General features: G+C 67.4%; 9 protein-coding genes. All 9 read right to left on the reverse strand.

Annotation, left to right across the window (positions count from 1 at the left end; all coding sequences use genetic code 11):
- Positions 1-8: 8 nt before the first annotated feature.
- From ACL9RI_RS11950 to wecB, 9 genes are read right to left on the reverse strand one after another with little or no spacing between them, the layout of a single operon-like run.
- Positions 9-2,438: a glycosyltransferase gene (locus tag ACL9RI_RS11950; RefSeq protein WP_422726788.1), complete on the reverse strand. Its 2,430-nt coding sequence runs from the start codon at positions 2,436-2,438 to the stop codon at positions 9-11.
- Entirely contained in the window at positions 2,435-3,649 is a 1,215-nt protein-coding gene (locus ACL9RI_RS11955) for a TIGR04063 family PEP-CTERM/XrtA system glycosyltransferase (protein WP_422726789.1), read from the reverse strand. The genes ACL9RI_RS11950 and ACL9RI_RS11955 overlap by 4 nt, the downstream gene beginning before the upstream one ends.
- 4 nt (positions 3,650-3,653) lie before the next feature.
- Entirely contained in the window at positions 3,654-5,624 is a 1,971-nt protein-coding gene (locus ACL9RI_RS11960) for an XrtA/PEP-CTERM system amidotransferase (RefSeq protein ID WP_422726790.1), read from the reverse strand.
- Positions 5,625-5,634: 10 nt separating this feature from the next.
- A complete protein-coding gene (locus tag ACL9RI_RS11965; RefSeq protein ID WP_422726791.1) occupies positions 5,635-6,819 on the reverse strand; it encodes a TIGR03088 family PEP-CTERM/XrtA system glycosyltransferase in 1,185 nt (394 codons plus the stop codon).
- The gene (gene xrtA / locus ACL9RI_RS11970) at positions 6,809-8,365 is read right to left on the reverse strand and encodes an exosortase A (protein WP_422726792.1); all 1,557 of its coding nucleotides are present in this window, start codon (positions 8,363-8,365) and stop codon (positions 6,809-6,811) included. The genes ACL9RI_RS11965 and xrtA overlap by 11 nt, the downstream gene beginning before the upstream one ends.
- Entirely contained in the window at positions 8,362-9,624 is a 1,263-nt protein-coding gene (locus ACL9RI_RS11975; RefSeq protein WP_422726793.1) for a TIGR03087 family PEP-CTERM/XrtA system glycosyltransferase, read from the reverse strand. Before ACL9RI_RS11975 ends, xrtA begins: the two co-directional genes overlap by 4 nt.
- A 2-nt stretch (positions 9,625-9,626) precedes the next feature.
- A complete protein-coding gene (locus tag ACL9RI_RS11980) occupies positions 9,627-10,715 on the reverse strand; it encodes a FemAB family XrtA/PEP-CTERM system-associated protein (protein ID WP_422726794.1) in 1,089 nt (362 codons plus the stop codon).
- A gap of 4 nt (positions 10,716-10,719) precedes the next feature.
- A complete protein-coding gene (locus ACL9RI_RS11985) occupies positions 10,720-11,568 on the reverse strand; it encodes an XrtA system polysaccharide deacetylase (protein ID WP_422726795.1) in 849 nt (282 codons plus the stop codon).
- Entirely contained in the window at positions 11,568-12,719 is a 1,152-nt protein-coding gene (gene wecB / locus ACL9RI_RS11990; RefSeq protein ID WP_422726796.1) for a non-hydrolyzing UDP-N-acetylglucosamine 2-epimerase, read from the reverse strand. Before wecB ends, ACL9RI_RS11985 begins: the two co-directional genes overlap by 1 nt.
- Between the last annotated feature and the right edge of the window lie 7 nt (positions 12,720-12,726).

Genomic DNA, 12,726 nt, shown 5'->3' on the forward strand with positions numbered 1-12,726 from the left:
GCACGGTGTCAAGCCACCTTGCTGATCACATAGCTGTATTTGCCCGAGGCTTCGGCCGCGATGTCGTCGACTTCCTCGATGGCGATCGTCACCTGCGCCCCCAGCCTGGCCTGGAAGCCCGTGACGATCAGGGTCCGCGTGGTTTCGTCCAGGCGCGGCAGGCAGACCAGCAGCACGCGCGTGAGCAGCAGGCTTTCCTGGACTATTTTAAAACTGCGTACCTGCGGCAGCTCGCGCACGATGTAGACCAGCGCCAGGCCATGCATCACGGTGCCATCTTGCGCCGTGAGAAAATCCGTGCTGCGCCCTTCCAGTTTTTGCAGCAGCGGCAAGCCGCGTCCGCAGGCGCAGGGTTTGGGGCCCAGTGCGCCCACGTCGCCGGTGGCGTAGCGGATGAAGGGGTAATCCTGGGTGCCCAGGTGGGTGATGACGATGTCGCCCGTGCTGCCGGTGGGCAGCGGTTGGCCGGCAGCGTCGACGATTTCCAGGATGATGTCTTCGGCCGTCACATGCATGCCGCCTTCCGGGCATTCGTGGGCGATGAAGCCCGCATCGCGCCCGCCGTAGCCGTTGGCCACCTGGCAGCCGAAGGCGCTGGCGATCTGCTCGCGCTGCGCGTCGTACAGGCGTTCGGAGGTGACGAAAGCGACCTTGACGCCGATGCCGTCGAGCGCAATTTCGTGCGCGCGGGCGTGGCTGGCGATGCGGCACAGCGCCGATGGATAGCCGAACAGCATGCGCGGACGCAGGCGGCGCAGGTGCGCGATATAACCATCGATGCGGGCCGGCGACATGGCGAAGGCGGGTAGCAGGGTGCTGCGCAGCAGCCAGTCGCGCAGGCGGCGCACGCGGTCTTGCGCGTGCAGTTCGATCGGCGAGCCCCACAGCACGGCTTCGCGGTCGCCGATATCCACCCCCCACCAGCGCGTGGCGCGCCATTTGGCGGCGATATCGTGGCTGATGCGGCGCCGGCCCAGGAAAAACAGCAGCGGCTCGCCGCTGGAGCCGCCCGTGGCAAACGGCCGCAAGCCCAGCGCCTGGCCCGACTTGAAGCTGTCGCGGGCGGCGGCAATGTCGGCCTTGCGCAGCAGCGGCAGCCGCGCCAGGTCGGCCAGGCTGTTTATCTGGGCGGGATCCAAGCCGCAGCGGGCAAACAGCGCCTGGTAATACGGCACGTGCGTACCCGCGTGCAACAGCAGGGTGCGCAGGCGGGCCAGTTGCTCCGCTTGCAGGCGTTCAGGACTCCACCATTGCGAACGTTCCAGCTCACGCAGCAAGGACGTGCTGCGGTGGCGTTTTAACATTTCATGCAGCGGAAACAGCCATTGTGTCACCAGTCGCGTGTAGGCGCCGGGGCGCGGCGTGGCGCGGATGCGCCGGTAGTGGGCCAGCAGCAGCGGCGCTATCGCCGGCCAGTCATGCTGCGCCACCTGCGCCAGGCCCGCTTGCGCCAGCTGGCGGGCGCGCTGCGGATCACGCAATAGCGACAGGATGGACGCCGCCATGGCGCCGCTGTCGCCGGGCGCCACCAGCAGCGCCGTGACCTGGTCTTGCAGCAGCGCCGGGATGCCGCCCACGTTGGTGCTGACGATGGGCCGGCCGCAGGCCTGCGCTTCCAGCACCGAGATCGGCATATTGTCGGCCAGGCTGGGATTGAGCACCACGTCGCACGCCTGGTACAGCGCCGGCATGGCGTGGTTGGCGACATGGCCGGCGAAGTGCACCTGCAGCTTCAATTCCAAAGCCAGGCGCGTCAATGCTTGCCGTTGCGGGCCGTCGCCGGCCAGCACCAGGCGCGCGGCGGGAAAGTGGGCGTGGACGATGGCAAATGCGCGCACGGCGCTGGCGTTGTCGTACAGCGCTTCCAGGTGGCGGGCCACCAGGATCACGGGGCCATCGCCCAGGGTGGAGGTGCGCGGGCCTGGAGTAAAGCGGACCATGTCGACGATATTGGGCACGACGTGCGCCGTATGGCCGTACTGTTCGAAGACGTCGGCCAGGAAGCGCGACGGCACCACGATGGCGCTGGCGCGGCGCAGGCTGATAGCGAGCAGGCGCGGCGAGCGGGCAAAAAAACGCGCCGCTTCGCCGCCCCGGTAATTGAGCAGGGCAGGTTTACCCTTGAGGCTGGCGATCCACAGGGCGGGCGCCGCATGCAGATGCCAGGACCAGCCCGAGTTGGCCATGACGTGGAACAGGTCGACCGTATCGGCCGCCCGCCACAGCCGCCACAGGTACAACGGCAGGCGCAGCGCGGCGCGCAGGTAGCGGATGCGCGCCAGCCACGGCGGCAGCACGGGGCCGTTGACGGCCATCAGTTCCACCTTGGCGCCATCGGCCCGCAGCAGGGCCGCCAGTTGCTGCGTCTGATTGGCCATGCCGCCGGCCGGAGGCGGCAGCGGCCCCACCAGCGCGATGCGCAAGCCGGCCAGTTTCATGGCGCGCCGCCCGCCGCCAGCGCCAGGCGCGCATACACGGAGGAGTAGCGGCGCACGCTGCCGGCCCAGCTGCGCTCCTGTTCCACCCAGGCGCGGGCGTTGCGGCGCAAGGCGGGCCAGCTGTGCTGCGTCAGCAGCAGGCTCAGTACCGTCTGCGCCAGCGCATTGGCGTCGCCGGCGCGAAACAGCATGCCCGTCTGGCCATGCGTGATCAGCTCGCGGTGGCCGCCCACGTCGGAAGCGGCCACCAGGCAGCCCTGCGCCATCGCTTCGAGCGGTTTTAATGGCGTGACCAGTTCCGTCAGACGCATCGGCAGGCGCGGATACACGAGCACGTCGATCAGCTGATAATAGGCGGCTACCTGGCCATGCGGCACGCGGCCGGCGAAGATTACCTGATCGGCGATGCCCAGTTCACGCGCCAGCGCGATCAGCGCCTGCTCCTGCGGACCGCCGCCGGCCAGCAGCAATCGCAGTGCCGGCTGCGCGGCCAGCATGCGCGGCATGGCGCGCAGCAGCAGGGCCAGGCCTTCGTAGGCATAGAACGAGCCGATGAAACCGATCACAGGGTGGCCGTCCAGGCCCAGCGCACGGGCCAGGGCGGGATCGCTGGCTGCCTTGAAGCTGGCGGTATCGACGGCGTTGGGAATCACGGTGATTTTTTGTGGCGGCACGCCGCGCCGGCACAGGTCGCGCCGCAAGCCTTCGCAGATGGTGGTAATCGCGTCGGCGCGCCGCAGCGCATGGTCTTCCAGCGCCCGCGTCAGCCGGTAGCGCAGACCGCCGGGCCGGCTGCTGCCATGGTCGGAGGCCGCATCTTCCCAGAAGGCGCGCACTTCATACACTACCGGGATGCCCAGCGCGCGGCCCACGCTCAAGGCGGCGATGGCGTTCAGGGCTGGCGAATGGGCGTGCAGGATATCGGGTTTCAGCTGCTGCGCCAGCTGGCGCAAACGCTGCGCCAGGCCCAGGATCACGCCGTACTGGCGCAGCACGGGCAGGCGCGTCCACCAGCGGCGGCTGGGCGCCGTGCGGTAAAAATGCCAGCCATCGACATCTTGCTCGTCCGCTTCCGTGCGCCCCTGTTTTGCGCTGGTCAACTGCGCCGTTTCCCAGCCCAGCCGGCGCTGCTGCCCCAGGATGGCGATGGTGCGGAAGGTGTAGCCGCTGTGCAGGGGTAATGAATGGTCGAGGATGTGCAGGATGCGCATGGGTTTAGCTCATTATTAATGGCTCGGACATGAGTGCTGGGGTCAGACCCGACGGGTCTGACCCCATAGCCGCCGGCAGTACCTGCCTTAAAAACGCCTCGAACATCAGCAGCGACCATAAGGGCGCGCTGTAGTCGCGCCGGCTTGAACCATGCTGCTCGATCAGGTGGCGCACGTAATCCATCTCGAACAGGCCGCACTGCGCCAGGGTCGGGCCCAGCAGCCTATCCTGCAGGCGCTGGCGCAGCGGGCCGCGCAGCCAGCTGGCCAGCGGCACGGAAAAGCCCATCTTCTGGCGGTATAGCAGGCTGTCGGGCAGCAGCGGGCGCAGCGCCTTCTTGAACAGGTATTTGCCCTCGCCGCGGTGCAGCTTCAAGTGGGTCGGCAAGCCCGACATCCAGGCCACCAGCTCATGGTCGAGCAAGGGCGAGCGCACTTCCAGCGCATGCGCCATGCTGGCCCGGTCCACCTTGGTCAAAATATCGCCCGGCAGGTAGGTTTTCAGGTCCAGGTACTGCACTTGCGACAGGGCGTCTGGCGCAGGGCTGGCGGCGGCGTGGCGGCGCAGCACTTCCACCGCGCGGTAGCCTTGCAGCTGGTGCCGCAGTGCGGGGCTGAACAAACGGGCCCGCATGGCGTCGCCCAGGATGCTGACGCTGTGAAAATAGGCGTCGGTGGTATCGCGCGCCAGGCCTTCGAAGGTGGTCTTGGCGCGCAGGAAGCGGGGCGCCCAGTCGGCCTTCGGATACAGCCGCCCCAGCGTGCCGAACAGCGACTGGCGCAGGCCGGCAGGCAGCAACGGGTCCATCACCTGGCGCACTTTTTCTTCGCGCGCGTGCAGCCGGTAGCGCCGGTAGCCGGCCAGGCTTTCATCGCCGCCGTCGCCCGACAGCGCCACCGTCACGCGCTGGCGGGCCAGCTGGCAAACGCGGTAGGTGGGCATGGCCGAACTGTCGGCGAACGGTTCGTCATACAGGTTGGCCAGCAAGTCGATCAGCTGGAAATCATCCTGCCCCGCTTGCAGCACATGGTGCGCGGTGCCGTAGCGGCGCGCCACCAGCTCTGCATGGCGGGTTTCATCAAAGGCCGGATCGCCAAACGCGATCGAGCAGGTGTTGACCGGGGACGCGCTGGCGCCGGCCATCATCGCCACCACGGCGCTGGAATCGACGCCGCCCGACAGGAAGGCGCCCAGCGGCACTTCGGCCACCATGCGGATGCGCACCGCTTCGCGCAGGCGCGCCAGCAATTCGTCGCCGGCCTGGGCTTCGCTGGCATGCGCGTGCGGCGTGAACGGCACGTCCCAGTACTGGCGCGGCGCGGGCAGCGGCTGGCCGGCGCGGATGCTCAGGGTGTGGCCGGGTGGCAGTTTCAGGGCATGCTGGAAAATGCTGCGCGGTTCGGGCACGTAGCCATAGGCGAAATAGTCTTCCACCGCCAGCGGGTCGAGCGTGCGCGGCATGGCCGGGTAGGCCAGCAGCGCCTTCAGCTCGGAGCCGAACAGCAGGGTGCCGTCGCTGGCCTGGCCGTAATACAGGGGCTTGACGCCGAGCCGGTCGCGCGCCAGGAACAGCAGGTGGCGCCGCCGGTCCCACAGGGCGAAGGCAAACATGCCGCGCAGGCGCTGCACGCATTGTTCGCCCCATTGTTCCCAGGCGTGGACGATGACTTCCGTATCGCTGCTGGTGCGGAAGACGTGGCCGAACTGGCGCAGTTCGGCCATCAGCAGCCGGTAATTGTAGATCTCGCCATTGAAGACGATGGCCACGCTGCGGTCGCCATTGAACAGCGGCTGCTGGCCGCTGGCCAGGTCGATCACGGACAGGCGGCGGTGGCCCAGCCCCAGGCCCGGCTCGTGGTGCAGGCCGTCTTCGTCCGGCCCGCGGTGGCGCAGGCTGTGGTTCATGCGCAGCAGGATCTGCACGTCGATGTCGCGCTGGCCCTGCAAATCAAAGATGCCGACGATGCCGCACATGGGTAACCTCTCAGGGTAAGGTGGATAGCGGGTCGGGTACGGGGGCGCCCGTCAGGCGGTCGTACACGGCCAGGTAGGCGCCCGCCATGGCCAGCAGGCTGTGTTCGGCCAGCACCCGGCGCCGGCCGCGCGCACCCTGGCGCGGGCCCAGTTCCGGCATGCTGTAGTAATCGAGCATGGCGTCGGCCAGCAGCTCGGGCGAACGGGGCGGCACCAGGGTGCCGTTCCAGCCGGACTGCACCAGTTCGGCGTTGCCGCCCACATTCGTCGCCACCACCGGCAGCCCGCTGGCCATTGCTTCGAGGATGGTGTTGGAATTGCCCTCGGCCAGCGAGGGCAGCACGAACAGGTCCATGGCGCGCATCAGTTGCGCCACGTCGTCGCGCGCGCCGGGCAGCCAGGCCAGATCCTGCGCCCCTGCGCGCTGCAGCAAGTCCAGGCAGGCCTGGCGGCTGGGGCCATCGCCGATCAGCATCAGCCGCAGGCGCGCGCGCGCCCCCGGCTGCGCCAGCAGCAGCAAAAAGGCGCGCACCAGGTTGTCGAAATCCTTGACGGCGGCCATGCGGCCCACGCTGCCGATCACATAGACGCCATTGCACATGAACCCCGGCGGCCCGACGGCGGCTGGCGGCCCCAGGCGCGGGTGGAATTGCACGCTGTCGACGCCATTGCCGATCTGCGTGACGGTGGACGGCGCGGCGCCGATGCTGTCCACCAGCCAGCTGCCCAGGTCGGCGCTGACGGCGATGAATTGCTGCACCAGCGGCCGCATCAGTTTGCGCAGCAGCCGGTATTTGCGGCTCTTGCCGTGCAGGTCGTCGATATCGCGCCCGTGTTCGCCATGCACGCGCAGGCGCACGCCCGCCAGGCAGGCCAGCAGCTGCGCCTCGATGCAGCCCAGGTTGCGGGTGTGGACCAGGCTGGGCCGCAGTTGCCGCAAGATGCGGTACAACCGCAGGTAATGGCCGGGGTCCTTGCCTTCGCGCTTGTCCAGGCTGATGATGTCGACGCCGCCCGCCGTCAGGCGCTGGCGGAAGGTCGTGGCGCTTTTCAGGCAGACGATGGCGTGCCGGTAGCGCCCTGGCGGCATGTGGTTGATCAGGTTGACGAGGCCGTTTTCGAGTCCGCCCACGTCCAGCTGGTGGATCACGTGCACGATCAGGGGCGTGGAGGCGAGCTCAGGATCAGCGTCCATGCGGCAACTCCTGCAAGCGCTGTTCGATCAGGGGCAGGGCCGATTGCAGGAAAGCCTGCAGCAGCGGGCGCGGCGGCGGCGCCAGCTCGTCGTAGCTGGTGGAGATGACCAGGTCGGCGCCATCCTGGCGCGTGCCCAGCAGCTTGCCCCTGGCCAGCAGCAGCTTGACCAGCACCGGGTCGGCCGTCATGACGCCGCCCTGGCAGTACACGCGCCAGACCAGCAGCCGTTCGGCGCCGTGGCCCAGCACGGCTTCGCGCACGGCCAGGCTGCGCCGGTTCAGCCTGACTTCGCGCTTTTGATGTTGCAATACCATCCAGTGCTCGCCGTAAGGGTGGGCCTGGTGCGTCAGCAGTTCCGCGTCGGGCGCCTGCCGGGCAAACCAGGACAATTGCAGGCTGACCTGGGCCTGGCCCGCTTCCTGGCGATAGCCGGCCAGCCATTGCAGGGGCTGGCCGGCGACAGGGACGCGCCAGGCCGGTGGCGTCGCCAGTGGCTGCCATCCGGGCGGTACTGCCAGGGTCAGGACGGCTGTGGGCATGGCGGCAACCGCGTCATCCTGGTGCAGCAGGGCCAGTCCTGGCCACAAGGCGGCAATCGCCAGGCTGGCCAGCGCCGCCCGGATGCTGGCCGCCGGCCCGGAGGTGGCAGCCGGTTCCGCCGCCGTGGCTGCCGTGGCCGCCGCGGGCCGTTCGCGCCAGCGCGTGGCGACCCAGAACAGCAGCAGCGCCACCAGGCCGAAAAACAGCCAGCCATAGACCAGGTGGTCGATCCCGACGGCCAGGCGCATATTGCTCAGGTGGCCCAGCATGACGATCAGGTAGGCGCGCACGCCGTTGGCCACGATGGGCACCACCAGCGCGGCGGCCATCACGGCCAGGCGACGGCCCGTGCTGTGGCAGTTGAGATGGGCAAACAGGGCGCCCAGGGCCAGCGAGGCGATCAGGTAGCGCAAGCCGCTGCACGCTTCGACGACGGACCAGCTACCCGTAGGTAAGAAGAAATTGCTGCCATCGCGAAATACCGGCACGCCCGTCAATTGCAGCGCGGCCACCGTAAAGCTGGCCGTGAAATCGATCAGCGGTTCGATAAAGACTTCGCCAAACGGCACGGCCAGCAACAGATAGCTTAAGGGAAAGGCCAGCAGGCGCACGGCGGGCCAGCCCAGGATCGCCAGCACGCAGGCCGGCAGCATGGCGGTGGCCGCATATTGTTCCACCACTTGCACATTGGCGGCGTTGGCCAGCAGCCAGGCCAGGCCGAGTGCGGCCAGCAGCAATGGTCCGGCCAGGTTCGGCTGCGGCGGCAAGGCCGCCAACAGGGTGCGCTGGCGCCAGGCCAGCCAGAGGCTGATGGGAACGATGAGAAAACCGTGCGCAAAGGTCTGCGAGCGCGACCACAGTTCCAGCATGGACCAGAAGGTGCTCTGATACAGCAAGACGATGGCCAGCAGTGCCGGTGGCAACAGTAGCAAGGGAGTCGGTGTGGTGCCTGCCGCCTTGGCAAGCCTTGCCGGTGCGGCCACGCTGTCGAGTTCCACACTCACGATGGTTCCCGCGTGGGGTGAAACTGCTCGGCCGGTACAATCTGTCCAGCCTGTACCGGCAAGCCCAGCATGGCGCCCAGGCCCTGCAGGTTGCGTTCCCAGTCGTAGTCCTGCAGCACCAGTTGCCGCGCCGCCGCCCCCATGGCGCTTTCCGATGCCTGCTGCAGCACGCGCGTGGCATGGTGGATGAACTCGATCTCGTCGCGGGCCAGCAGCAGTTCCAGCCCGGGCTGGGCGGCGATGCCTTCCAGCGCCTGCGGCGAAGCCAGCACGATCTTTCCCATCGCCATCGCTTCGAGCACCTTGTTTTGTACCCCGCGCGCGATGCGCAAGGGCGCCACGGCCAGGGTGGCGCCTGCCAGATAGGGGCGGATATCGGGTACCGTGCCCGTCACCACCACGCCGGGCACCCTGGCCAGTTCGCGCACGGGCGCCGCCGGATGGCTGCCCACGATATAAAACAGCAATGCCGGATAGCGGTAGCGCAGCGCGGGCCATACCTGCTGCACGAACCAGCGTGCCGCATCGACATTCGGCCAGTAATCCATGGCGCCCGTAAACACCAGCACTTGTGCGCCGGCCGGGTAAGGCGACGGGGCGCAGGGCAGCCCCGGCGCAAAGTAGACGGCGTCGACGCCGTTATTGAAATGGCCCGTCTTGCGCCGCGCCAGCGGTGCGCACTGGCGGAACAGGGTCGCCTCGGCTTGCGAGACAAAGCTGGCGACCGTGAACTGCTGCGCGATATGGCGCTCGTATTGCAGCAGCATCTGCGATTCGCGCCGGTACAGCAGCGACACGGGCCAGGGCTTGCTGTCGGCGTACTGGCGCCATTTGTCGGAATCGACATCGACAAAATCGATCATGCGGTGCAGCGCGCTGCCGTCGCTGCCGTCGAGATACTGCGCCATCGGTCCGGAATAGGCCAGCGCGTGACGCACCCGCCCGTCCGCCAGCAGATCATGGACCCAGGCCAGCAGTTGCTGGTCGCGATAATAATGCACGCTCATCGATTGCCGCGCCAGCAAGGCTTGCATGGCGCGCCAGCGGGCGGCATGGCGCTGCAAGTCGATGAAACGGGTACTGGCGCACAGGGCGGCCACCTGCCGCGTATATTCCCAGTCTTCTTCATGGTCGATGAAGCAGCCCAGGTGCACGCGGAAATGCCGGCTCAGGTATTGCAGGATATGCCAGGAGCGTATCTTGTCGCCCTTGTTGGGCGGATACGGCAGGCGGTGGGTCAGATAGAGCAGTTCGCGCATGGTCAGCCCAGTTGCCGCACGATATGCGGTCCCAGCAGATTGGCCAGCGGCAGCGGCAGGCGCCGCCAGGCGCGGATGAACCAGCGGTACCGGGGATTGAGGGGATTGGTGTCCGGCAGCGATGCGGCGGTCACCAGCTGGTAGGCGTACGGCAAGGGCTGCGCCGTAAAACCCCAGTTTTTCTTGAAGTCGTAAGCGCCCGTGCCCAGCTTGCTGCGGCCGAAATCGAACAGGCGCACACCGCGTGCACTGGCGCGCCGCATCAATTCCCAGTACATGAAGTCATTCGCGCCCGTGTCGCGCGCCAGCACGCTGCCGCCGCCATAATAGGGCAGTACTTCATCGCGGAAATAAAAGCTCATCACGCTGGCCTGCGCCTGGGTTCCCTGGCAAACGGTCAGTATCTCGCAAGCGTCGCCAAATACCGAGCGCAGCAGGGCAAAATGGCGGCGCGCGAAGACGGGCGTGCCGAGCCGGTGCACGCTGCCTGCGTAGAGGGGAAAGAAGCGATGCAGGTCGTCGTCCAGGCTGCTGCGCAGGCCGGCCGCGATGCCCTTGCGCACCACGGCGCGCTGCTTGCGGGAGATGGCCAGCAGATTGTCCTGTTCGTCTTCGTACAAGGGCCGGCGAAAGGTGGCATACAGCGGCTTGCCGAGCCAGCCATGCTGGCCGGCAGCGGTACTTTCATGCTGCTCGCGCTGGCGGTATTCCAGGTGGCCCACCTGCAATTGCTGCGCCAGCGCCTGCGCGGCCCCATCGAGCGCCTGGCGCGCGGCGGCATGGCTGCTGGCGATGCCGCCGTAGACGCAAAACGGCAGCGAGACCAGCGCATTGCCGAACAGGCGGCTGCGGATATGCGCCAGCGGCAACACGCCACAGATGCGCCCCTGTTGTTCTGCATACAGGAAATGGCTGCGGTGGCCGAAGCCTTGCTGCATGATGGTGTGCCAGCCGGCGCGGTGAAAGAAAGTCGCTTCCGGGCAAGCTTGCACGAAGGCATCCCAACGCGCATGGTCATGCGGCTGCAGCCGGCGCACCTCGACCGGGCCGGCAGGGTGGAGTAGGTCGATGGTGGAAACCGCTTCGTGCATGATGTTAGCCTGTACTGTCAAGAAAAATGCGGTCCATGCGGCCCCAGCGGAAGTCCTGGGCCAGCCGCGCCAGCCGTGGCTCCATCCGCTGCAGATTCACATAGTGGCGAAAGCGGGTTTTCCAGCCCAGGCCAGCGGGGCGCGGCTGCCCCGGATCCAGTTCCCAGGGATGAAAATAGAATATGCCAGCTTGCCCGTCGAGTGAGTTGATCCTTCGCAAGCACCAGCGCGAGACGCGATAGGGCAGCAGCCGGAAGTAGCCGCCGCCGCCGGCCGGAAAGTTGCGCCCGCCCACGCGCACGGTGCTGATCGGCACTTCCAGCACGCCGTGCAGGCCGCGCGGGCGCCAGGCGAAACGGGGCGCGCCCGGCATGCCGTAATGATCGTGGCGGATCGGGTAGATGCTGGAACTGTAGCGGTAGCCCGCTTCCTGCAAGACATCGAAAGCCCACAGATTGGCCGCGACGATGGAAAAGCTGGGCGCCCGGTAGCCTTGCACTGCCTGGCCCGTCACTTGTTCGAGAATGGTTTTGCTTAAGCTGATGTCGTGCGCGAACTCGGCCGGCGACTGGTCCGAAGCGCGCAAGTGGGCATAACCATGGCTGGCCACTTCATGCCCGGCGGCCGCGATGCTGCGCAGCATCGCGGGATAGCGTTCGGCGATCCAGCCCAGGGTAAAGAAGGTGGCGTGGATGCGTTGCGCTTCCAGCAATAGCAGGATGCGTTCGAGATTGGCTTCCACGCGGCATTCCAGGTTGGGCCAGTCGGCGCGGGCGACATGCGGCGCAAAGGCGGACACCTGGAAATAATCCTCGACGTCGATGGTCAGGGCATTCGTGATGTGGGTTTGCATTATGTGCCCCGGCACTGTTGCAGCCATTGCACGGTGATGGCGGCGATGCGGTCGGCCGCATGGCCATCCCAGTATTCGGGGATGCGGCCCCGCTTGCCACCGGGCTGGCCATCCGATTGCAGGATGGCGCGCGCCAGCGCCATTATGGTTTCAGGTTCCGTGCCGGCCACCGTATTCGTGCCTTCGTCCACCGTCACGGGGCGTTCCGTATTGTCGCGCAGGGTCAGGCAGGGCACGCCCAGCGCCGTGGTTTCTTCCTGGATGCCGCCCGAATCGGTCAGCACCAGGCGCGCGCCTTGCATCAGGCCCAGCATTTCCAGGTAGCCCAGCGGCGGCAGCGGCACGATGGCGTGCTGTTCGAACAGCTGTTCCAGGCCGGTTTTCCGCAGCATGGCCAGGGTGCGCGGGTGGATCGGAAACAGCAGCGGCAGTTCGCCGGACAGTTCCGCCATGGCCTGCAGCAGTGAAGCCAGGCGGCCGCCGTCATCCACGTTCGAGGGCCGGTGCAAGGTCAGCAGGCCATAGGCGGGCGGGCAGGCGTGGCCGTAATCGAGCAAGGTGGCGCCCGGCGGCGCGGCGCGCGGCAATTGCTGCCGCAAGCTGTCGATCATGACATTGCCCACGAAATGGATGCGTTCGGGGGCGATGCCTTCGCGCAGCAGGTTGGCGCGCGCGCCCGCTTCGCTGGTAAACAATAGCTCGGACAGCTGGTCCGTCAGCAGGCGGTTGATTTCTTCCGGCATGCTGCGGTCGCCGCTGCGCAAGCCCGCTTCCACGTGGAGCACGGGCGTGCCCAGCTTGGCCGCCACCAGCGCGCAGGCCAGGGTGGAATTGACGTCGCCCACCACCATCACGGCGTCCAGCCTGGGTTGCAGGGCCAGGTGCACCGGTTCGTAGCGGCGCATGATCTCGGCCGTCTGCTGCGCATGGCTGCCGGAACCCACGTCCAGGCTGATGTCGGGCGCGCGCATGCCCAGCGCGGTAAACACTTGCCCGCTCATGGCCGGATCGTAGTGCTGGCCGGTGTCCAGCAAGGTAATTCGCAAGCTGGGGGCCTGGCGCGCCAGGGCCGCCAGGATGGGCGCCATCTTCATCAGGTTGGGGCGCGCGGCGACCACGCACAGCAGGTGGAGCGGAGGGCGGGTGGACATGGCGGTC

The organism is Janthinobacterium sp. Mn2066, assembly GCF_049319705.1.
GTDB lineage: Bacteria > Pseudomonadota > Gammaproteobacteria > Burkholderiales > Burkholderiaceae_D > Janthinobacterium.